Annotated in this window: 17 protein-coding genes and 1 pseudogene; 13 read left to right on the top strand and 5 right to left on the bottom strand. The window is 59.9% G+C overall.

What is annotated here, in order from left to right; all coding sequences use genetic code 11:
• Positions 1 to 39 precede the first annotated feature (39 nt).
• Positions 40 to 1,281, bottom strand: coding sequence for a MalY/PatB family protein (locus AC5RWD_RS20545; protein ID WP_353710708.1), 1,242 nt, complete (start codon positions 1,279 to 1,281; stop codon positions 40 to 42).
• Positions 1,275 to 1,691: a RidA family protein gene (locus AC5RWD_RS20550; protein ID WP_494021782.1), complete on the bottom strand. Its 417-nt coding sequence runs from the start codon at positions 1,689 to 1,691 to the stop codon at positions 1,275 to 1,277. Before AC5RWD_RS20550 ends, AC5RWD_RS20545 begins: the two co-directional genes overlap by 7 nt.
• 435 nt (positions 1,692 to 2,126) lie before the next feature.
• Here AC5RWD_RS20550 and AC5RWD_RS20555 point away from each other — a divergent pair, with 435 nt between their 5' ends.
• From AC5RWD_RS20555 to AC5RWD_RS20590, 8 genes and pseudogenes are all read left to right on the top strand, one after another.
• Entirely contained in the window at positions 2,127 to 3,632 is a 1,506-nt protein-coding gene (locus AC5RWD_RS20555; protein WP_494021783.1) for an amino acid permease, read from the top strand.
• Between the two features lie 327 nt (positions 3,633 to 3,959).
• The gene (locus AC5RWD_RS20560; protein ID WP_494021784.1) at positions 3,960 to 4,253 is read left to right on the top strand and encodes a hypothetical protein; all 294 of its coding nucleotides are present in this window, start codon (positions 3,960 to 3,962) and stop codon (positions 4,251 to 4,253) included.
• 233 nt (positions 4,254 to 4,486) lie between these two features.
• Positions 4,487 to 5,051, top strand: a pseudogene (locus tag AC5RWD_RS20565) (recombinase family protein).
• Positions 5,052 to 5,435: 384 nt separating this feature from the next.
• Positions 5,436 to 6,110, top strand: coding sequence for an SIS domain-containing protein (locus tag AC5RWD_RS20570; protein ID WP_494021785.1), 675 nt, complete (start codon positions 5,436 to 5,438; stop codon positions 6,108 to 6,110).
• A gap of 182 nt (positions 6,111 to 6,292) precedes the next feature.
• Positions 6,293 to 7,348 (top strand): ABC transporter permease, encoded by a 1,056-nt coding sequence (locus tag AC5RWD_RS20575; RefSeq protein WP_494021786.1) that lies wholly within the window; start codon positions 6,293 to 6,295, stop codon positions 7,346 to 7,348.
• A 26-nt stretch (positions 7,349 to 7,374) separates the two neighbouring features.
• Positions 7,375 to 8,373: a substrate-binding domain-containing protein gene (locus AC5RWD_RS20580; RefSeq protein ID WP_494021787.1), complete on the top strand. Its 999-nt coding sequence runs from the start codon at positions 7,375 to 7,377 to the stop codon at positions 8,371 to 8,373.
• Positions 8,374 to 8,416: 43 nt separating this feature from the next.
• Positions 8,417 to 9,976, top strand: coding sequence for a sugar ABC transporter ATP-binding protein (locus tag AC5RWD_RS20585; RefSeq protein WP_494021788.1), 1,560 nt, complete (start codon positions 8,417 to 8,419; stop codon positions 9,974 to 9,976).
• 341 nt (positions 9,977 to 10,317) lie between these two features.
• Complete coding sequence (locus AC5RWD_RS20590) at positions 10,318 to 10,779, top strand: transaldolase family protein (protein WP_494021789.1); 462 nt, start codon at positions 10,318 to 10,320, stop codon at positions 10,777 to 10,779.
• Positions 10,780 to 10,834: 55 nt separating this feature from the next.
• On the opposite strand, the gene AC5RWD_RS20595 is transcribed toward AC5RWD_RS20590, so the two are convergent.
• Positions 10,835 to 11,740, bottom strand: coding sequence for a sugar-binding transcriptional regulator (locus AC5RWD_RS20595; protein WP_494021790.1), 906 nt, complete (start codon positions 11,738 to 11,740; stop codon positions 10,835 to 10,837).
• A gap of 769 nt (positions 11,741 to 12,509) precedes the next feature.
• Here AC5RWD_RS20595 and AC5RWD_RS20600 point away from each other — a divergent pair.
• From AC5RWD_RS20600 to AC5RWD_RS20610, 3 genes are read left to right on the top strand one after another with little or no spacing between them, the layout of a single operon-like run.
• Entirely contained in the window at positions 12,510 to 13,142 is a 633-nt protein-coding gene (locus AC5RWD_RS20600; RefSeq protein ID WP_494021791.1) for an SIS domain-containing protein, read from the top strand.
• A gap of 9 nt (positions 13,143 to 13,151) precedes the next feature.
• Entirely contained in the window at positions 13,152 to 14,621 is a 1,470-nt protein-coding gene (gene xylB / locus AC5RWD_RS20605) for a xylulokinase (RefSeq protein WP_494021792.1), read from the top strand.
• A complete protein-coding gene (locus AC5RWD_RS20610) occupies positions 14,618 to 15,316 on the top strand; it encodes a hypothetical protein (protein ID WP_494021793.1) in 699 nt (232 codons plus the stop codon). The genes xylB and AC5RWD_RS20610 overlap by 4 nt, the downstream gene beginning before the upstream one ends.
• A gap of 325 nt (positions 15,317 to 15,641) precedes the next feature.
• On the opposite strand, the gene AC5RWD_RS20615 is transcribed toward AC5RWD_RS20610, so the two are convergent.
• The gene (locus AC5RWD_RS20615) at positions 15,642 to 16,292 is read right to left on the bottom strand and encodes an amino acid ABC transporter ATP-binding protein (protein WP_494021794.1); all 651 of its coding nucleotides are present in this window, start codon (positions 16,290 to 16,292) and stop codon (positions 15,642 to 15,644) included.
• Positions 16,293 to 17,132: 840 nt separating this feature from the next.
• On the opposite strand from AC5RWD_RS20615, the gene AC5RWD_RS20620 reads away from it, so the two are divergent.
• The gene (locus AC5RWD_RS20620) at positions 17,133 to 17,498 is read left to right on the top strand and encodes a hypothetical protein (protein WP_494021795.1); all 366 of its coding nucleotides are present in this window, start codon (positions 17,133 to 17,135) and stop codon (positions 17,496 to 17,498) included.
• 137 nt (positions 17,499 to 17,635) lie between these two features.
• Positions 17,636 to 18,166, top strand: a complete 531-nt coding sequence (locus AC5RWD_RS20625) for a hypothetical protein (RefSeq protein ID WP_494021796.1) — start codon at positions 17,636 to 17,638, stop codon at positions 18,164 to 18,166.
• A gap of 158 nt (positions 18,167 to 18,324) precedes the next feature.
• Here AC5RWD_RS20625 and AC5RWD_RS20630 read toward each other — a convergent pair whose 3' ends face one another.
• Positions 18,325 to 18,891, bottom strand: a complete 567-nt coding sequence (locus AC5RWD_RS20630) for a hypothetical protein (RefSeq protein ID WP_494021797.1) — start codon at positions 18,889 to 18,891, stop codon at positions 18,325 to 18,327.
• Positions 18,892 to 21,692 lie beyond the last annotated feature (2,801 nt).

Consider the following 21,692-nt stretch of genomic DNA (forward strand, 5'->3'; position numbering starts at 1 on the left):
CAGGCCCGGGGCTCCTTCCCGGGCCTGCTTCCTTTGGTTTTAGGGACGAACTCGCCCCATTCGTTCGACAGCTTCAGTCAGGATCGTCTGGGAGGTCGCGAAGTTCAAGCGGACGTGGCCCTCACCGCCACTGCCGAATACGTGCCCTGAGCTCAACGCCACCCTGGCTTTGTCCAGGAACAGCTGCGCTGGTCCGGCCAAATCACTGACCACAGCTAGCCCACCGGGGCTCTGGGGTGTTTGTACTCCGAGGTGTCGGCAGTCCAGCCAGGCCAGGTAGGTACCTTCGGGTTCTTTATAGCCAACGTCCGGCAAATGTTCTGCAAGCAAATGCCTTAGCAGGGTTCGGTTCGAGTCCAGGCCCTGAATCAACGCTTTGAGCCACTCCTGCCCGTGCTTAAGCGCCGCTGTGTGAGCGATAAGCCCCAGATGGCTTGGTCCATGGCTGACTTCTTCGGGCATACGGGCGAGGTCTGCAGCAGCGTCGGGGCCGGCCACAGCCAGTGCGGCTTTCAGCCCGGCCAGGTTCCATGCCTTCGAAGCCGACATCACGGCAAAGGCGTTCTCGGAGCCGGGGACACTCAGGAACGGGATGAACGTGGAGCCAGGCAGGACGAGCGGGGCATGGATCTCGTCCGAAACGACCCTCACTCCATACTTGCTGGCTAGTTCAGCCACCGCTGTCAGCTCACGGAGCGTGTGAACGGTGCCGGTGGGGTTGTGGGGGTTACTCAGCAGGTAGGCCGCCCTGCGTCCCTCGTGCCTGATACGGCTAAAGGTTTCCTCAAGGGCATCCAGGTCAATCCGCAGGTCTTCGCCCAGGGGTGCTTCCAAAACCTGCCGGTTGTCGTGCGTAACGAAGGCGTAGAAGGGTGCATAGACCGGGGAGTTGACGACAACTGCGTCACCAGGACTGGTGACCAGTCGCAGAACTTCCACGACGCCCATCATCACGTCAGGAACAATCGCGGTCCTGTTGACATCCAACCCGCTCCATGACCAATGCGCGGCCGCGAAAGCAGCAAAGGCTTCGGCATAGGCTGTGCCGACCGGATAACCTGTGTCACCTGCGTCGATGGCACGATGGAGCGCCTCGGCGACGGGGGGCGCAAGTCTGACGTCCATCTCCGCAACCCACAGCGGCAGCACGTCATCCGGGTGAGTCCGCCACTTCATGCTGGTGCGCTGACGAAGCTCGTTCAGGCTGAGCTCCTCCAGAGGGTTGGGAAGCTGGCTGGCGTCGTCGGCATGCATGCCATTCATTCTCTCTGTGATCAGCATTGGACTGCCAACTCAATTTCCACGCACGCCCCCAACGGAAGAGATGCCACACCCAGCGCCAAACGCGCATGCCGGCCCCGCTCCCCCAAAACGTCCAGAATCAGTTGGGATGCCGCATCCACAACTGCAGGCGCGTTATTGAACCCTGCTCCGGCAGCGACATACCCGCCTAGCCGTGCGACACCCTTCACCGCATCCAGCGAACCCAACGTCTCCCGGATCACGTTGAGGCAGTTGGTGGCGGCCAAGGTCGCTGCCTCCCTGGCCTGTTCCACGGTCACTTCCGTCCCCACCTTGCCGGGATACAGCAGCCCGGCCTCGTTGACAGGAAGCTGACCCGATACAAACAGCAGGTCACCGACGCGCATGGCGCGGGCGTAAAGAGGAGGGGCAGTTACTGGCGTAGTCATAGTAGGCCTTCCATAAATTCAAGAATCGGAGCAGACGCACCCAGTGCTGCTGCGTATTCGCAGCCGAAGCTTCGATTAGACATCTGTGGGTGGTGGTCGGAATCATAATTACACAAAATGTGTAGATATGGAAGCGGCAGGGCTTCAGCAGCGTCGCCCAACCGGTCGGTTTGCGACATCGACTTGAAGTTTTTACAACTAAGTGTTGATTCTGCTGTGACTTGGGGCATATCCTCAACTCTGAATTGAAAGTATGTAGGTGCCCTCACGCCTCGACTTCAATCCGGATCCTTGCTTCTTGGCCTTCCTGTGCTCTTGCACGCGCGGTTAGGGATGCAGGAAAACTCTTCGACATCTCCACGGCAGATGCTCCCATCCTGACAACCTCCTACGGTTGACGGGCATGGTGACATCACCGGCCAATGAAAGGTCCCCATGTCCGTTCCTTTGCCTGACCTTGACCTGCCACCTGAGCGGGAAAACACCCGTGAAACCCGCTCTGTTCACGCTGAAGACGCCGGCTATCAGAAGAGCCTGAAGCCGCGCCAAATCCAGATGATCGCCATCGGCGGCGCTATCGGGACCGGCCTGTTCTTGGGCGCTGGCGGCCGCCTTGCGGCCGCAGGACCGTCGTTGATCCTGGCGTACGCCCTTTGTGGATTCTTCGCTTTCCTCATCCTTCGTGCTCTTGGTGAACTGGTACTTCACCGACCGACATCTGGCTCGTTCGTCTCCTACGCCCGGGAATTCTTCGGTGAGAAGGCCGCGTTTGTATCCGGTTGGTTCTACTGGCTTGTCTGGGCCACAACTACGGTGGCTGACACCACCGCCGCAGCCCTCTACATGAACTTCTTCGGCAACTACGTGCCGTGGATCGGAGCAGTTCCGCAGTGGGCCTGGGCACTTATTTCGCTCGTGCTGGTGCTCGGCCTGAACCTGATCTCGGTCAAGGTATTCGGCGAGATGGAATTCTGGTTCGCGTTCGTGAAGGTGGCGGCGCTTGTTATCTTCCTCGTTGTAGGCACCTACTTCGTTGTCTTTGGGACTCCCACGGGGTCACCTGTCGGTATCCAGTTGATCCTGGATAACGGCGGGCTTTTTCCCACCGGTGTGCTGCCCATGATTGTCCTGATGCAGGGTGTCATCTTTGCCTACGCCTCGATCGAGCTGGTCGGCACCGCCGCCGGCGAAACCGAAAACCCCGAAAAAATCATCCCCAAGGCCATCAACTCCGTGGTCTTCCGCATCGCCGTCTTTTACGTCGGCTCCGTCATCCTGCTTTCCCTCCTGCTGCCCTACACCTCCTACCAAAAAGGCGTCAGCCCCTTCGTGACGTTCTTCGGCTCCATCGGCATCCAGGGCGTGGACGTCATCATGAACCTCGTCGTCCTCACCGCGGCACTGTCCTCTCTCAACGCCGGCCTCTACTCCACCGGCAGGATCCTGCGCTCCATGTCGGTCAACGGTTCTGCCCCCAAATTCGCCTCCCGTATGAACAAAGCCGGCGTCCCCTACGGCGGCATCGCCATCACCGCGGTGGTCTCCCTCCTGGGCGTCCCGCTGAACTACTTGCTTCCGGGCGAGGCCTTTGAAATCGTCCTCAGCGTCGCGGCGGTCGGCATCATCACCACTTGGGCCACCATTCTTCTTTGCCAGATCCAGCTCAAACGTTGGGCCGACAAGGGTTGGCTCAAGCGCCCCTCCTTCCGCATGTTCGGCGCTCCCTACACCGGCTACCTCTCCCTCCTCTTCCTGGGCGTGGTGCTCATCATGATCTTCATTGACACTCCCGCGACGCTCCTCGTCACCATCGTGGCGGTGGCCCTCATGGTGGTCGGATGGTTTGCCTGCAGGGACCGCATCAGGACCATTGCAGAGACACGGGAGGGTTTCACCGGAGCAGCTTCAGCCATACCCAGCCCGGACCGCGAGAAGCCATAACCTCTCCCCCGCGCCGTCCGGCCGGATGCCCCTTCCCAGTCCAGCGTCGTGTGAGGGGGTGAAAGCCCACGACTAGCACTCAAACGCCGGGTTTCGGCCCATGAGGATGGGGCCGAAACCCGGCGCCCAACAAACTTCGTCTTAAACAACCCCTGAGATGCAGGAAGACGAAGTTTGCCTTCCCGCCCAGAGGAGTAGTTGCAAACCCACACGTCTAGAAGCGGCGTCACAAAGGATCCGAGTTCGAGCGTCGTCCTCTACATAGGCGCGCGGGTTTCTTGCCGGCAACGAGTCCAGCCGCATCATTTGCCATGACGAAGGACAAACATGAAGCTCGAAAATTACAACCAGTGGAGCGCCCTCATTGGCGCACGCGTGGAAATCCGCCACAACGGCGTCGCCATCAGGAACGGCACTGTCGATGATGCAACGGACGATTCCTCCGTTCTCTGGATCGCTGCCGAGGGCGTCCTGCCACGAACTATGTACGAGGCATCCCTGGGCTACCAAGCCTGGGTCAAACCCCAAGAGCTAGAGGGGACCAGCTGCTTCCGATACCGGATGACAACTGCTCATCTCTATCCGTTCAACCAGGCAGCCGCCCTCAGCAACGCTCGGTGAGCTCGTTCATGGACGTCCCGCCCTTAGCTCCTGGACACCGGGTGGATTTTAGATCGTGTCGATCACGGCATCTTGGGGACCCGGAGCCATTAAGTAGGGATAACAGACGCACATGTGAGTGTTCTTCCAATTAGGGCACACCCCAACCTGACACCCAAGACCTTGTGCCTCTTGACGTTCGTCTAGGACCTAGAACTCAATTTCACATCTAAGAGGGTTGGAGGCGGCGGTGGCTGGTCCAGCGAATTGGGTATGTGCGCGTGAGCACGCTGGACCAGAAGGGGCAGCGCCAGCTCGACGGGCTGGTTCTGGATCGGGTCTTAACGGACAAGGCTTCTGGCAGGGATACCGACAGACCGGAACTGACCGAATTGCTACGGTTCGCCCGCGACGGCGATACGGTCGTGGTGCACAGCATGGACCGGCTCGCGCGGAACCTTGATGACCTGCGCGCCCTGGTTCGACGTCTAACCCGCAAGGGCGTGCGGGTGGAGTTCGTCAAGGAGCACCTGCTCTTTACTGGCGAGGGCTCCCCTATAGCGAACCTAATGCTCTCGGTCATGGGGGGCTTTCGCTGAATTCGAACGGGCCCTCATTAGGGAGCGACAGCGCGAAGGCATCGCCCTGGCCAAGCAGAGCGGCGCCTACAAAGGGCGGAAAAAGACCCTCACACCGGAACGGGCAGCCGAGTTGACGCAACGGGCCGCCGGCGGCGTTCCGAAATCCGTCCTGGCCCGCGATTACGGCATCAGCCGGGAAACGGTGTACCAGTACCTGCGACAACCCAAGCTGGCGTGACGTCCTCCGCTGCTGACCCAACAGCATTCGGGCCACCACACCGCCGCCCTGTCGGAAGAGGTCCCCTTCGGAATAACCCGGGAATTCATAAAGTGACACCCGCCTCAACGCAAGTGGTTGGCTGATGGTTCAACCGTGACGCGGCGACATCAGCACCGTCTCGAGCGGTCTTTTGTGCCTCACCGGTGAATCACTCTTCCCACTTCCTCGGTAGTTTCCATTACGCTGCAAGGTCCAGTTGGGACACCCTGCGCTCTGAGCCACCGGCCAGACGCGTAACAGCGTTCAGGACGACCAGTTCGCTCATTTGAGCGCTACGCTTTTACATTCTGAGCGTTTGGACCATACTTTAGGAAAGCTCATATTGAGAGGTGGAACACACAAATGAGCACTCCTGAAGTGAGCGGCTTGACCGCCGTAATCGACGCAGCGCGTTCCTTTGTCTCCGCTGAACAAGGAGCGGTAGGGGACATTATCGATCAGATCGACGAGACTTTCGTCCGCGTCGCATCGCTGATATTGAACTGCCCCGGAATGGTGGTGCTCACGGGTGCCGGAACGAGCGGATTCACTGCCGCCCGGAGCGCTCATCTTCTGTCCGTTTCAGGCACTCCCGCCTACTTCCTCAATCCAACGAACGGCCTGCATGGGTCGATGGGCTCGCTGAGACGGAACGATGTCATGATCGCGCTGTCCAAGGGAGGATCCTCAGGCGAGGTCAACGAGCTGGCCTCGAGGGTCGCGGCTGAAGGCGTGAAGGTTGTTGCTTTGACCTGCAATGCAGAATCGCCTTTGGCGGCCTCCGCCGACATTGCAGTCACCTTCCGCACGTTTCCCTCTGCTGACCCGGGAAACCTTATTGCCATGGGCAGCACCTTGGCACACAGTGCATGGCTTGATGCCTTGGCTGTCATTCTTATGCGCGCCAGACAGTATCCCTGGGAGAAGGTCCAGTACACCCATCCCGGAGGTGCGGTGGGGCAGATGTCGGCACTTCCCGAAGCCGTGGCTCCCTTGGACATCCCGGTTATGCCGCTCAACGAGAAGCTGAGGACCTGACCCGCACTCAAGGCCTCCCAACCGACTGCCCTTAACAGCCCGGCTCGGGGACTCGCCTTTCTGTTGATCAGCCCAGGTCACCTGCTCCGAGCCCCGCGCGGTGATCCCGCCACGAACCCAAAAAACCTGTTGCGCCTTTTGCGCATATAGCTTCACCCATTCTTCAGAACAGAGAGGTTCCCATGAACAAGCGACGCATCCCAGAAGAACTCGGGATACTCGGCGTCCTCATAGCTGTGGTCGTCGTGCTCAGCCTTCTGTCCCCGACATTCCGCACTATTGATAACGCTCTGGTGCTCCTAGTGAACGGCACGGTTATTGCCTTCCTCGCGCTTGGGCAGACCTTCGTCCTGTTGACCGGCGGAATTGACCTTTCTACGGGCGCCAATGTGGCCATGACGGGTGTGCTCACAGCACTACTGATGCAATCAGGGCTCTCGTGGCCGGTTGCTGCGCTTCTCGGCCTCGCGGTCGGAACAACACTGGGAGTCGTAAATGGCCTTCTGGTTCACTACCTCAAAATCCCGGCCTTCATCGCCACGTTCTCAACGCAGGGCGTTGCCCTGGCAATTCCGCTCATCGCGACCGGCGCGAATTCCGTCTCCGTGGTGGACGTCGGATTTTCGTGGATTGGTCAGGGCAGAATCGCCGGTATTCCGCTTCCCGTCGTCCTGCTGATCATCACCGCGGTCGTGGCGGGTTGCTACCTTCGACTGACTCGCCCGGGTGTGCACATCTATGCAATGGGCGGAAACAAGGCTGCAGCCCGCCTGGCAGGGGTGAATATCCCCCGGACCACCATTCTCGTGTACGCCGTCAGCGGTTTCTGTGCTGGTATGGGCGGCATCATTGCAACATCCCGCTTGATGGTTGGTTTTCCCGCGACGGGTACCGGCAACGAGCTCTTCTACTCGATCGCCGCAGCGGTCGTTGGAGGCATCTCCCTCTTTGGAGGCGTGGGCACCGTCCTGGGCGCGATGATCGGGGCCGTTCTCATCGCCGTTGTCAGCAACGGAATGAACGTTCTCAACGTCCAAAGCTACTGGCAGTCCCTGGTCATCGGCCTGATCATCCTGGCGGGCGTCTCCTTCGACACCTACCGCCGAGGCCGGGCACGCAAACCCTCACAAGCACGTCGCACCAAAGACACGCCCACAACAGGCACGCTACAAACCGCCTCAGGGTCCTCGGGTCCGGCCGTTTCTTCTACTCCAAACACTCCCCTCGCAAAGCCCTGACACCCCTCCTCCCGAAAGGTATGACCATGACTATCAAGTTCGCTCCCCTTGCTGCAGCCTCGCTGCTGGCGCTGAGCCTGACCAGTTGCTCTAACGCGGCCACCGAAACAAGCCCTGGCGGCTCCGGAACGCCGGCGGCGCTGCCCGCCTCATGTACCGGTGAGAAGCCGACCATTGGCGTCGCTCTGCCCAACACCGTCAACCCTTACTACGTATCCATGAAGAAGAGCTTCGAAGACCATGGCAAGGAACTGGGCTACGACGTCAAAGTAGCCATTGCGAACGACAACGACTCCAACCAGCTTGCCCAAATCGATTCCTTCGTACAGCAGGGTGTGTGCGCAGTAGCGCTTAACGCCGTCAACTCGGGCCCCGGCGCGGCCAGCGTTGCGAAACTAAACGCTGCAAAGATTCCAGTGTTCACCGTCAACGTGATCATCTCGGACCAGGATCTGAAGACCCAGAACGCCTCCTACGTCCAGTACGTCGGTGCAGACCAGGTGGCCGGCGGAAAGCAGATGGGTGAGCAGGCGCTCAAAGACCTCGGCAAGGACGCCAAAATCGTCGCAGGGATCATCGGCAACCCCGACCAGATCCCCACCAACCAGCGCGACGAAGGCTTCACCACTGCACTCAAAGCCAACCCGAACGCCAAGGTCACCACGACGGTCAACGGAAAAATCGACCCGAGCGTGAGCCTTCAGGTCACCGGTGACCTCCTGCAGGGCAACCCTGACCTGAACGTGATCTTCGCCGATGCCGGCCCTCACGCAGTAGGAGCCCTGCAGGCGATTTCGCAGCAGAACAAGACGGACAAGGTCAAGGTCTACGCTTTCTGCGCAGCCGACAGCCCGCTCAAGGACAACTACGCAGCCTGCGCTGCCCAGGAACCGGCCGAGTACGCCAAGATCACGCTCGACAACATGAAGACCTTCCTGGGCGGTGGAAAAGTTGAAAAGGAAGTCCTGCAGCCTCTGAAGGTCTTCGTCAGCGGCCAGACCCCAGGCCCCGGCGAAGTCGGCTAAGAAATCCGATCCCGGGCGAACACGAAAAGAAGGAAGACGAACTATGTCTGATGCGTCAGGACTTGTTGTCACCGACATCTCCAAGACCTACGGTGCCACGCGGGCGCTGAGCAACGTCAGCCTGCGCGTCCGCCCGGGCGAAGTTGTGGCTCTCATCGGCCACAACGGAGCCGGAAAATCCACCCTGCTCCGCTCGCTGTCCGGGGCGGAAGTCCCGGACAGTGGAGCTATCAGCGTTGACGGGGATGCCTCTGGCTTTACCTCACCGAAAGACGCGACAGATGCAGGCATCGCCTGCGTCTACCAGGAGCTAAGCCTGATTGATCAGTTGAGCGTTGCCGAGAACGTGTTTTTGGGCCAGGAACGGAAATCCGGCGCTCTCCTCAACCGTAGAGAGATGCAGCGCATCGCCGATGACCTGTGCCGCGAGTACGGTATCCCTGCAAGGGCAACCGACACCGTGGGCGACCTTTCGGTGGCGCAGCGCCAACTGCTGGAAGTGGCCCGCGCCATCCACCACGAGGCCAAATATTTGCTCTTGGACGAGCCCACAACGGCGTTGGAAGAACAGCAGGTGCACGATCTCCTGGCCATCATCCGGCGCCTGACCCAGGAAAAAGGGGTTGGCGTCCTGCTGGTCGACCACAAACTCGACGAGGTTTTCGCCGTAGCCAACCGCATCGTCGGACTCTCGAACGGCCGAATCGTTCTGGACGGCGACGCCAACGACGTCGACAGGCAGACTGTCGTCGACGCCATCATCGGCGACCATGAGATACCCGTCGAGGATCTGGTCGGGGACGGGACCCATCCAGAGGACCTTAAGGAAGTAGACGAAGAGGATCTCCGGGAAACCTTCGGCGCTCCTGTGCTCGAAGCAGTCGCCGTCGGCGGCAATGGACTCTCCGGGGTAAACCTCAAAGTCCATGAAGGCGAAATCCTCGGCATCTATGGGCTGATAGGCTCCGGCCGTTCCAGGTTCCTGCGGACGGTGTATGGCGCAGAGCCCCTGACAGAGGGCGAATTGTTCTTCGGTGGGCAAAAGTACAATCCCCGGCGCCCGGGAGACGCTATCAAGGCCGGCGTGGCCTTTGTCTCGGAAGAACGGAAATCAGACGGGTTCATTCCGCATCTGTCCTCCGTCGACAACGCTGTGCTTCCCATCCTGGGACGCCATATGCGGGCTGGGTTGCTGAACTGGAAGAAACTGCGCGGCAGTGCCGATGATGTGCTGTCACAGATGTCGATCCGCGGTGACATCTCCTCGCCCATCACCGCTCTCTCAGGCGGCAACCAGCAGAAAGCCTTGTTCGCCAGGGCGATGTTGCAGGCGCCGCGCCTGTTATTGCTCGATGAGCCCACCAAAGGCGTCGATATTGGAGCAAAGCAGGAGATCTACAGCATCATTCGCCGTCTCGCCCGCGAAAAGAACGTCGCGGTCATCGTAGTTTCCAGCGAAGAAGAGGAACTGACAAGCCTGGCCAACACCATATGTGTCTTCCGCAAGGGAAGCTGCGACGGCACTGTGTTCGCGAAAGAGGCGGTAAGCCCTGCACAGCTGCGCGAGCTTGCCTGGGACGACCCAGCAGAACTACGGGCGTAAGCGCCGGCCCCGTCAGGATCGGCTGTTGGGGGCGGAAGTCGAGGTGTGAATCCTCACCAAGCCCTTCTCCCCCAAGAGCTTGTCCGGTCCCGGGGCAAAGCCCGGCGCATCCCAGCCGCCACCAATGAACGAAGGCCCCCGTACATGACGAACGCCCCAATTCGCTTCTACGCCGACAGTGCCGACACAGACGCCGTTGCACCTCTCCTGGACGGATCGCTCGTCCACGGGGTCACAACCAACCCCACGATCCTCAGGGCATCCAATCGCACGGTGGATGACATCCAAGAACTCCACGCCCGATGGACTGACGCCGGGGCCAGGGAGGTCTTTTTCCAGACATGGGGAACCACCACAGCACAGTTACTCTCGAATGCGCACCGCATTTGGACCTGGGCGGGAACATCGTGGTCAAAGTTCCGGCAACCCCAACGGCGTTTCCCGTTGCAGCTCGTTTGGCCCGAAACGGGGCGCCGGTCCTCATCACCGCCGTTTACAGTGCAGCCCAAGCCGTCGCCGCGGCGGCTATTGGTGCCCGTTACATAGCTCCCTACCTGGGCAGGCTTGAGGACGCCGGCGGTGACGGGCTGTCCCTCATCGGGCAGATGCACACGCTCATGGCCGGCACTGAAACACAGGTCCTGGCAGCAAGCCTGCGCTCAAGGGCAGCCATAGTTGAACTGGCCGAACGAGGCATCCGTCTGTTCACCGCCTCCCCCGAAGTGCTCTGGAGCATGGTCCAAGATGATGAATCCGACCGGTCTGCCGCAAAATTTGAGGCTGCCGTTTCCAGTTCTCCATGAGCCCGCACGTGCAATAAACGAACTCCGCTCCTTGGCGCTGCCAGTTGGGACGGCGTTAGTGGCCTCTAAGCAACTCACGCGCCAGTGACGCGTCCGTAACCACTGAATCGATGAGGCGTGCTGCAATTGCGGCGCGCATTGCACGCGCTTTTGACGCACCACCACCGACGCAGATGACTTCGGGGATCTTCCTTAGGGTTTCGGCGCGAATGGCGATGGTCCGGTCGTCGATGGTCTCGATGGTCTTGCCGTCTTCGGCGATAAGCGTGGCGGCTACTTCGCCCACGACGCCCTGCGACAGGAGCTTATCGGCATATCCCAGTTCCCGCACTACGTCGTACAGCTGGGAGTTCGGCGGGTCCCAGCTACCCACCGCGACGACGCCCTTGGTGACCCGCTGGAACTGAGACGTCGCCTCGCGGATGAGCGGGTCATGCATCAGCGCCCGCGCGGTTGCGGGGTCGCGCACCACCAACGGGGCAAAGATGGGCCACATACGGCCGCCGGCAATGCGTTGAGCTCGGCGCAGGATCTCGACGCCGTGCTCGGTGGCCTGGCCTGCCACACCACCGAGGGCGACTACGTCGCAACGGGCAAGTGACTCCAGAAAACCCGCAACCGCATATACCGTCCGGCCCGATGTGAAACCCACAACATCGCCTTCTTCAACAATCTCAGTCAGGAGCTGAGCGGCGGCCTTGCCCACGTATTCGCGGGCGATGTCATCGCTGTCGCCGGGGGCTGCAACGACAAGGGCACGGCGGAGGCCAAAACGCTTTTGAAGGTCCACCGAGAGGTCCGGGTCAACAAGGTCTCCGGCACTGATTTCAAACTTAATGATCCCCTGCTCTTTCGCGCGTTCGAGCATCCTCGCGATCTTGAACCTGGACACCCCTATCTCGTCGGCGATCTCAGATCGAGTGGCGTCGTCACGGTAGTAGCGGCGCGCCACGTAGGCCATCCTGAGGCGCTCTTCAGGTCCCGTCAATTTGCCACCATCCCCTTCTTATTCCGACTCTCAGCCTACCACTTGCACGCTCATTTGAGCGTACTAATTGCCCATCTGTTGCCATTTGGACTACGGCGGCAAAGCCCTATTTTGACCCGGTTATGAGGGGTATGATTCGCTCATTTGAGCGCCTGTATTGCCCCTTTGTTGAGAGCTTCGTTACAGTCAAGGCAGCAGAAAAACGGACAAAGACCGCGCCTCACGCTGGAAGGAACAGGTATGATCACCGCAGCAACGAGGGGTATGAGTGCTGCAACCTCCCCCCTGAGGTGCAATGTTCCGAACACGCCGAGGTGCCCGGGCATCGCGGAAACGCTCAGCGGTGGACTTGGTCGCAGGTGGTTCCTTCGCCTTTTTTGCAGGCCGTCCACCTCAGAGTCGAAGCAGGCAACACCGGTCCCATGGCAAGTGCAGGCGGAATCGAAGACGGTCCAAACGCGGTGAAAAGAAGCCACTTCATCAGCACCTTCCTAAAATCGGCGCCGTCCGGCCCTCCTCACGCCGTACCTTCGCTCGAGGAACGCAAGGACAAGTCAGGTCCAGCACCCTCACCGTCCGAGGCAACGGCCAAAACGTCCCCGGTTCACTAACGAAACCTGGACCGCCGGCAGCGTCCCCGGTGCATCCCTTCCTGAAACAAAGAAGCACACGAAACATCTCGTTCACTGCATCCACCGATTCCGTGGCCAACCAAGCCCTCCGACTACCAGATTGGTACCCCATGACAACCTCAAGCACCACGGCCAATACGATCGTGGAGGCTGCCCGGGCTGCTATACGCCGGGAAGCACAAGCAGTCGAAGGACTCAGTGCCCAGATCGACCAGACCTTCGCGGAGATCGTTCAACAAATCCTTGACCTCGAGGGCAAGATCATCACCACCGGAACCGGCACCTCCGGCATTATGGCCGAACGGCTTGCCCATCTCCTCGCCGTCTCCGGAACACCCGCCTTCTACCTTCCCTGCCTCGACGCTCTCCACGGAGGCATGGGAGCGATCACCGACGGCGACCTCGTGCTGGCCCTGTCCAAAGGGGGCCAGTCCACGGAACTTATCGAGCTGGTGAGCAGACTCGGTGAACGCGGCATTCCGGTCGTAGCCGTGACAGAGCGACCCGATTCGCCGTTCGCCAGGGCCGCTCAGCGTGTAGCCGTAGTGAGGACCGAGCCAGCCGAAGCTGATCCGGGTGGATTGATCGCCATGGGCTCCACCCTCGTCGCCGGCGCCTGGGGCGACGCGCTTGCCACCGTCCTCATGGCGCTGCGTGGACACACCTGGGAGGAAGTCATCCACATCCACCCCGGAGGGCTCGTCGGTCAGCAGACACAACTTCCCCCCGAAGTCGAACTCTAGGATCACCTCATGAGCACAACACTGCTGGTCGCTGGAGTGGACTCCTCAACGCAGTCCTGCAAAGTCCAGCTGCGCAACGCCGAAACCGGTGTACTCGCCGCCACCGGTACGGCCCCGCACACACCAACCTTCCCCCCGCTCAGCGAACAGGATCCGACGGAGTGGTGGACGGCATTCACGCTCGCGTTCCGGCAGGCCCTCGCCCAGGCGGCAGCATCGGGCAGCCAGGTTGTCGGGATCTCCGTCGCCGGACAGTGCCATGGCCTCGTACCACTGGATGAAGCGGACCGGATCATTAGGCCGGCAAAACTATGGAATGACACGACCTCCACTCCGGAGCTCAACAAACTGCGGGAACAAATTGGCGACGAGGCCTTCATCCGCGCCGTCGGGTCCTTGCCCACCGCGGCCTTCACGATTTCGAAGCTGGCCTGGTTGGCTGGGCACGAACCAGCCAACTTCAACAAGCTGCGCCGTGTCCTCCTACCCCATGACTATCTGACCTTCCGGCTCACCGGACAGTACGTGACCGACCGCTCCGAGGCCTCCGGCACGGGCTATTTCGACGCGGCAAGGAAGCGCTATCTACCCGAATTCCTCCGCCACATCGACGACCGGGACTGGGAAACAATGCTCCCAGCAGTGCTCGGCCCGGACGAGGCTGCGGGGGAAGTCTGCACCCCGGCCTTGGATGAACTGGGGCTGACCGGGCGTATCGTGGTTGGCGCAGGAGGGGGTGATCAGCACGCAGCGGCACTGGGCCTAGGCGTTCAGCACGGGGACCTCGTCTACTCCTTCGGCACGTCCGGTGTCGTCTCGACTGTCCACCCCACGGCCGTCCATGACCTCGAAGGCACAGTTGACGGGGTTGCCGACATGACGAACGAATACATGCCGCTGGTCTCTACCCTGAACGCTGCCAAAGTCACCGACACTTTCGCCCGGATACTCGGGGCGGGCCGCGACGAAATGACAAAACTGGCCCTGAACGCCCCAGACACAGAAGGACCCTCACTGGCGGCATTCCTCGACGGTGAGCGGACACCAGATAGGCCCGCAGCATCGGGAATCATGGCGGGCATCACCACCGCCACCACGCGGGAAGAGGTCGCCCGTGCCGCGTACGAGGGCGTGATTTTCGGCCTCTATCGGGGCCAGCAGAGCCTGGAGCGGGTCGGCGTGAACGTGACGGGACGGATCCTCGCCGTAGGCGGCGGCGCCCGCTCCGCCGCCTACACCCAACTCCTTTCCGACATCACGCGGCGGCCCATACTCGTCCCCGACGAGGATGAGGCCACCGCGCGCGGTGCGGCCGTCCAGGCAGCCGCTGTGGCCGCGCGTCGGAGCGTGGCCGATGTCCGCGACGAGTGGACCCCCAGAGCCACTGTCGCCGCCGAACCCCGCGCCCGCACCCGGAAAGCAGCCTTCGCAAGCTACTGCCTGGCCGCGGACATGACACAGCTGGACTGCGAACAATGACCGACAAAACCCAACCCAACCTGCCACAGCCGAGTGAGTCCCATTCTTCCGTCCTCAGCCTGGCGATCTGGGCCAGGAACTTCGCACCCGGAACGATCAGCGGCAGCGTTTACGCCGTGCCGGCGGCTAGCCGGCTGCAGGCTGCGCGGCTGTTGACCGAGCGCGGGCACCGAGTGCACGTGGACCTCATCATTACCGATGACGGAACCCATACCGGTGTCACCCCCGATGAGCTCCTGCTCATGCACCGGGCTGTCCCCGAAGCACGGTTCGATGTCCACCTGATTCTCCCAACCATAGAAATGATCGCCTCGGTGAGGTCCGCGGCGGAGACTGCGATTTGGGCGGCCGGGGAGGTCAAGGCAGAATTTTTTGCCCTGGCGCCGAGAGTGCTGCGAGACTTCGCCGACGCCTTGGAAAACCTGCGCACGAAGGAGGTACCCATCTGGGCAGAGGTCTCGATCGGGGACGACCTGACCGGCCTTCGCCGGGCCGACGGCGCGCTCGTGATGCTCATCGAATCCGGCACCAAAAACGCGGCAGACCCGTCCCAACTACGAAAGGTCGCCCGCCTCGCGGGCACAACGCCGGTGGCGATCGACGGCGGTGTCACGGCTGCTGTGGCGGCCGAAGGCCTGCAGTTGGGAGCGGACGTTATTGTCTCGGGACGTGCACTCTTCGAAATCGCCGACTGACCGAAGCTGACATCTAACGATCCCAGTATCTTGACCTGCTCCAATAGAGGCCATAGAACTTAACGGACAGGTGGAAGAGTTGGAGGCGCCGGTGGCTGGTCAGCGGATCGGGTACGTGCGCGTAAGCACCCCTTGACCAGAACGAGAAGCGCCAGCTCGACGGCCAGGTCCTGGACCGCTGAAAAACTCAAGCACCATAACGTTGTTGTCTTACGGAATCATTCCCGCTCAGAAGCATCGAGACAATCCCAGCCTCCGCGACATGGCGAACCTATTTCGTGGGGGCTTGGATTGTTGTGCTCCGTTTCGTCGAACGTCGTATTGCTCAGAGGACCTCGCTGAGAAAGGCCCTTGTGCGTTCATGCTTTGGATTGGCGAGGACCTCGCGGGGGTTGCCGGACTCGATAACGACACCACCGTCCATGAAGGTCAGGCTATCCCCTACTTCACGGGCGAAGCCGATTTCATGGGTGACTACTACCATGGTCATGCCTGATTTTGCAAGATCCTTCATGACCGTCAGTACATCTCCGACGAGTTCGGGGTCCAACGCGGAGGTCGGTTCATCAAAGAGCATGAGCTGGGGGTCCATCGCCAGGGCGCGTGCAATCGCTACTCTCTGCTGCTGGCCGCCCGAGAGTTGGGCCGGGTAGTGGTTGGCCCATTCTGAAAGCCCCACACGGTCGAGGAGCTCGAGGGCCCGCTTCTTTGCATCCGCACTGGTTTCTTTCTTTACCTGTACGGGTGCTTCCCTGATGTTCTCAAGGGCGGTCTTGTGGCCGAAGAGGTTGAAGCGTTGGAAGACCATCCCGATGTTTCTCCGTTGCACGGCTATGTCCTTCACGCGCAGTTCGTAGAGCTTGTTGTCCTTCTCCCTGTAACCAATCAGCTCGTCGCTGACCCTTATGCAGGCCGAGTTTCTCGCCCGCGCATCTGGTCCGGTCGACAAACTATCGCTCAGGTCCAGAGACCCCATGCACGGGCGGGGACTTCGTCAAATTAGCGCACACCCCAACCTGACGTCAGGCACGCGTCGCTGAAGGCCGTCAGGATAGGGTCTGGATTGAGGTTTCCTGACATGCCATTGAGAACGTCTTAGATTCCAATCTGACGTTTCCGTCGATGTGATCGGTTCGGTGGCTGTGACCGCAGTCGGGCACGTGGCTGTCTGCAAAAGGCGCGCTGAAATGACCAGTAAAGGGAGTCCTTAATTCATGAAGCCGATGCGCGGCGAGGCAGCTGCTCCGACGTGTCTCTAACTAACGGCGTGTACAGTGATTTGGCCAAAGGGTTGTGAGACATAGTTATGAGAATCGCATGCTCCGGACACACTTCGAACATTCCGTGCAAACTTAGGCATCGCTGTCGCCGCGGTCTTTTAATCAATTGAGACGTCCCGTTTCCCAAGGGTTTGAGGCGGTCCGTGCTCCAGCTCAGGGACCTTCGCCGGGCGCAAATAGGGCTGGGCATGCGGGACATCCTGATGGCAGCCCTTCACCCCGAATCGTGAATTCAAGGGGTGCGCCCGTCTATCGACCGGCTTACGGGACGTTATGCGGACGGACCTCTTTCGGACGTTTTTTAACGCCCCAGGTTCGGCTCTGCCTTGCCAGTCCGACCGTTGTCATCGGCCAATTGCTTCAAAAGATGGACGGTCAGGAAAGCCTGTATCTTCTCGAGGCATCCCGGCTAGTGCGCTCGGTGTCGGCCGCTGTTACGCTGACGGCACGGCTAGCCGTCGGATGGAGGCTTGCGTCCACTCCTGGCGGCCAAACGAGGAAAATTGGCTCTCGCTTGAGGCGCAAGAGGTGATGACTTGAGCACCAAAGGGAAGAACATCTTAGTGGCCATTTTGGGCTGGCTGATAGGTTCCCTCGTTGGCGCCGGCGTCCTTGCTTTATTCGTAGCACCAACTAACGAAAGCTATTGGCCAAGCGCGGCCTCCAACGCCGGAATCCTGTTGATAATGATTATGGCTTCTTGGGTTCGAGACAAAAGGCCTAAACGCAAGCAAGGATATTGGATACTGGCACTCGCTCTTGTCATTCCAGCGCTTATCCTCCTAGCTGCGTTCGGACTGGGCCCAGCGCTGGGCACACTCGTTGGTGGTTTGATTGCAGGACTCATCATCACTTGGCCGTACCTGACAGGCAAGAAAGCAGCACCTCAGCCTGGGACGTAAGAACGACTACAGATTTCTCGTTACCAAGCCGCGATGTATCGGGCCCGTTTAGGGGTTCGTCCTTCGTACGGCCACTGGCTAATTTCCTTTTCACGCCCACTAGATGTTCGTCCACCCAACTGGATTAGGCTCTCAGCATGATGGCTCAGGGGCAGCTTGACGGAGATCCACCGCGCATGCCCGAAGAGGCGCAATTCCTTAGCGGAATCGCCCGCGGAATTTCCGCGTCGTCCATTCCCGACGTCCAGCTCGGCTCGTTCACGGTGCTCGCCCGCATGAAACCCATAGTCGTAACTCTCAACGTTCCCGGAATCGACGTCCCGCACGGCACCTGTACGCTTCAGATCGGCTACTGGAATGAAGGCCCTTACGGCCGAGCTCTGGAAGGTGAATGGGGCGATTCTCACCTCCTTGACAACCACGTGTACGACGGCGACGGACTCACTGTAATCGGCCTGGTCGAGGCGCCGGAAACGTACGGAACGTTCGCTGCCGCCTGGCTACTTCGCCAACTTCAGCGGCCGGTGGAACGACTTGATTGGCTGCGCGATGAGCAGATCAAAGAATCAGCGTGGCGTCTCGCAGACTCAGGGAAAACAATTGCACGGACGGGCTGGTCGGTACGTCGCCCAAGCAAGGCACCTAGCCGAATCCAGAGAGTTCGTTGACTCAAGGAGTTACCTCGCCTGCGGCTGGCCTCAAACCCGATGAGGGTTCCATCAACGACAAAGCTTGCAGGCCAACCCGCGCAATAACATCACGACTGGTCGCTTCGCCCGGCCTGACCCCGATTTGCCTCTGACGAGCCAGCTGACAACACTGTCAATCAGTAATTGGGTTGAATCCAATCCGTCGTAATTGGCAGGAACTCGAGCTGGCGTCCAGGATCGAGCGGCGCTTCGAACTCCACTTCGGTCAGAATGGTGACGTCACCTAGCATGGCCATCTTCTCGATGATGCCTGTGGTGCCATTGATCACGGCGGTGGCGCGGAATGCTGGGTCGTCTACATGCTCGAAGGTAATCAGTAATGACCGCCGGCCAATCTCTTGGATGAGCATCGGGTAGAAGCTCTCGCCGCGACGACCCCACATCAGAAACGCCTCGGGGTGAAGCATTTGGACCTCGGTCGGCATGCCGCGAGGGAATGCAACTGCATGCGGAGGGTCAGGTTCCACCGAGAGCATGCCGTCAACCGCCGACCACCTCTGCCCCTGGTCGGTAACCATGTGCCATTCCTCTGCCTCCGCGTCCAGCTCCGCAACAAACTGATAATGGCTCGCTCCGGACTGACTGACACCTTTCGTCCGCACGGAAGTTTGCGTTCTCAAAGCCACGATCTCGCTCAGCAGACTGGAACTATCAGACCGGTCGAGGACTGTGTTTAACTTCATGGTCCATCCTCATCACACCGGCAGAAAGAACAAAACCACGCCAAACAGGGAAATTCCCCAAAGACCGTCCCGTGAAGGGTTCGGGTTTCGGCATCTGTGTTATCAGGGAAGGGTCCTCTTACGTGGACTACGTTGTAGCTTCAAGGCCTGTCACCACGGAAAAGCAATATTCAAACCCATTAGGACGCCCAGGGCGACGAACGCCACACCGAAGCAGACAGATGTCACCGGGAACCAACGCAGAAGCGTTTTCTCGCGCTTCCTTACGGCAGGTCTGTGGTAATCGATTGACAGCACGAACCTTGAACAGAGATCCGGAGCAACAATGAAAAAAACGCCTATGAGGACGATAAAGATAACTGTGATGGCCCTCACCGTCAGTACCCAGTCACTAAGCCGAAAACCGCAATCGCCGCGCCTAGGACAATCCAAGATATCCCGGTGATACGCACCCCTCGCACGTTCTTCCGCGTCCAAGCTTCCTTGTCCAGGCTCGGACGTAAGTACGTTTGGCTGTTTAAAGCCGCATTAGTCAGGGGGCGAGCTACGAGGAAGACTAGGATGCCGGTTGCGATCAGAGCCAAGCCGAAAATTGTTCCGGGCGCCATATGCACTCCCACTCTCCATGTGGATTGAGGTGAGTCTAGGCTTCGTGATCGTTGCCCTCAAGGCTGTCGAGTCTCCGCAGGAGCCAACGTTGCATTCCTAGGGCAGAGGCAATATTCCGCCCGGTGAGGGTTCGGCTAGCGGAGGGCACAATTTGCCGTAGTCCAACCTCGTATAAACGACGGTGCGCCGTCTGATTAGCGGTTTACGGACCCGAACAATTCTGTCTCGAACTGGTCTAACGCCTCTGGGTATCCGGCCACGTCAATGGATCCGTGAGTTGTTTGGAGGGAGACCACTCGGAGCCCCGGACCGAAGTTGACCGCCACGTAATCCCGCACCTCCAATTGTCTACGGTCTGGAGACACTCGGCCGTTGACAAGGAAGGTCGTAGGCTTGATCCAGGCTCCCTCCCGGGACTCATCTGTTACGAAGTCCACAAGCGGTGCGCGGACTGAGATCAATCCCCGCACCCAGCTATTGGCCAGACCGCCGGGCAACGGCTCAGGCGAACGAACCCAGACTTCCGTCCATCCGCGCCGCCGCCATAGCTTGAACCTGAGCCGGTTGACTATCAGGATGGCCAATAGCCAAATCACCCACATGGCCAGGAAGGTGACAAAGAATAGGGGAAGCGAGTCGGGCTGGCGCCCATTAAGCACCATCAGGAAAATTGAAGCCACAGCTGCGGTAATGACACTGCCAAGGCCGAGCGATACCAAACGCTTGATCCTCGATCTCCGTTCAGCCATGCCACACTTTAGGCCCGAATCACTGCTGCTGTCTGCACGCACCCACGCCCATTGGTCTACGTGGTGCAATTCGAAATGACCTTTCAGAAGCCATAAGCATGGGCCGCTTAAACCGGTGGCAACAGATTTGAGCGGCATCAGCCACGATCTGACATCCCGCTGGCCAGTACAACCCCCAGCCGTGCCAAACAAGCCTGCGGAACGTTCCGGAGGGGAAACATGGTCTAGACCTAATGACTTGTGCCGCGAGGGGTTCCCCCCTTAGGACGACCGTCCGTCGTCGACTCATCCTTTAGGAGGCCGGGCGCGCGTTACCCATGCGAGCATTCGAAATGACTTCGTGGATCACGGGCGCCAACGGACGCCGTCGTCCATGCACCTCGAAGTGGTCACTGCGCGGCCTTCCAAACATGCTGCATCGACGAGTTCACGTTTCCCGAGGGGCTCCTTCAGTACGACGGTCACAGGCACCGTGGTGTTTCCCTGGCAGGTGTGCGCACCAGGTGATAGGGGTCCGACGTTGGTCCGGATCAGGATCCGCTTTTGTTCGACCTGTACTTTTGGTTCAAGCACCGCCCCGGTTACGCCACCCGCACAACCCAGCCTCGTCACGCCCACCTTGAGGGTGGTGGAGTCGGAATTTACTTCCGAGGTGTTAAGTAGCTCCCACGTTCCGATCTCACCCACCGGCGGCGCTGAAGGTCGGGAGTCATTGACCTTCTGAGTGGGTGATCCGGTGTCACCTACATGGGGTCCCGAGGCGTCGCAACCACCGAGGGTAAGGGCGGAGCACGCGAGTGTTCCTATCAAGAAGTGCCGCGTTAACACGGGTGCTCCACGTCAAGCCTCCAACGAACCAGTCCGCTTCCCGCAGTATGGCATTCTTGGTCCTCCCCACATAGAGCATCAGCAGCAGTCCGAAGCCAATGCTCTGATCGGCCATCACAACCTGTCCTGTTAAGGGTTCCCCAATGGAGTTAATTCCAGCTCTTACGCTTCCCGATGAAGTAGCCTCAAAATATTAGAATGACGCCACCAATCACGACGAAGTGGGTTGCTCTTTGCAGGGACCGAAGCCAGCTGATCTGTGAAAGCCGCCATTCTGATTTATGACAGTCACAGGAATCTCTCCCAAACTGGATCGGCGTCTTCGGCCTGTCTCGAAAAGCTGCACCTTTCTGAGGCGCCGCCGGCACTTACTGCCGGTGTTTTCCCTGTTCAGGCAGGAACGGACTGTGTAACACTTCAGCATGGACGATCCAAGAAGCCGGATTCTGCCACTCCTTCGCCAGGGCGAACGGCTCCTGTGGGTTGGCCAACCCGACCCCCGAGTTCGCTTTACAGGCGCTGATGCCTTTCTCGTGCCTTTCAGCATCCTCTGGGGCGGGTTTGCGGTCGTATGGGAAATCATGGCCATCACCAGATCCGAGTCACCCTTGTTCG

Source organism: Arthrobacter sp. CMU6 (genome assembly GCF_059090205.1).

Excerpts from the sequence above, each read along its gene's own strand:
- AC5RWD_RS20545 (WP_353710708.1), bottom strand. The coding sequence starts at position 1,281 with ATGCTGATCACAGAGAGAATGAATGGCATGCATGCCGACGACGCCAGC.
- AC5RWD_RS20550 (WP_494021782.1), bottom strand. The coding sequence starts at position 1,691 with ATGACTACGCCAGTAACTGCCCCTCCTCTTTACGCCCGCGCCATGCGC.
- AC5RWD_RS20555 (WP_494021783.1), top strand. The coding sequence starts at position 2,127 with ATGTCCGTTCCTTTGCCTGACCTTGACCTGCCACCTGAGCGGGAAAAC.
- AC5RWD_RS20560 (WP_494021784.1), top strand. The coding sequence starts at position 3,960 with ATGAAGCTCGAAAATTACAACCAGTGGAGCGCCCTCATTGGCGCACGC.
- AC5RWD_RS20570 (WP_494021785.1), top strand. The coding sequence starts at position 5,436 with ATGAGCACTCCTGAAGTGAGCGGCTTGACCGCCGTAATCGACGCAGCG.
- AC5RWD_RS20575 (WP_494021786.1), top strand. The coding sequence starts at position 6,293 with ATGAACAAGCGACGCATCCCAGAAGAACTCGGGATACTCGGCGTCCTC.
- AC5RWD_RS20580 (WP_494021787.1), top strand. The coding sequence starts at position 7,375 with ATGACTATCAAGTTCGCTCCCCTTGCTGCAGCCTCGCTGCTGGCGCTG.
- AC5RWD_RS20585 (WP_494021788.1), top strand. The coding sequence starts at position 8,417 with ATGTCTGATGCGTCAGGACTTGTTGTCACCGACATCTCCAAGACCTAC.
- AC5RWD_RS20590 (WP_494021789.1), top strand. The coding sequence starts at position 10,318 with ATGGGGAACCACCACAGCACAGTTACTCTCGAATGCGCACCGCATTTG.
- AC5RWD_RS20595 (WP_494021790.1), bottom strand. The coding sequence starts at position 11,740 with ATGGCCTACGTGGCGCGCCGCTACTACCGTGACGACGCCACTCGATCT.
- AC5RWD_RS20600 (WP_494021791.1), top strand. The coding sequence starts at position 12,510 with ATGACAACCTCAAGCACCACGGCCAATACGATCGTGGAGGCTGCCCGG.
- xylB (WP_494021792.1), top strand. The coding sequence starts at position 13,152 with ATGAGCACAACACTGCTGGTCGCTGGAGTGGACTCCTCAACGCAGTCC.
- AC5RWD_RS20610 (WP_494021793.1), top strand. The coding sequence starts at position 14,618 with ATGACCGACAAAACCCAACCCAACCTGCCACAGCCGAGTGAGTCCCAT.
- AC5RWD_RS20615 (WP_494021794.1), bottom strand. The coding sequence starts at position 16,292 with ATGGGGTCTCTGGACCTGAGCGATAGTTTGTCGACCGGACCAGATGCG.
- AC5RWD_RS20625 (WP_494021796.1), top strand. The coding sequence starts at position 17,636 with ATGATGGCTCAGGGGCAGCTTGACGGAGATCCACCGCGCATGCCCGAA.
- AC5RWD_RS20630 (WP_494021797.1), bottom strand. The coding sequence starts at position 18,891 with ATGAAGTTAAACACAGTCCTCGACCGGTCTGATAGTTCCAGTCTGCTG.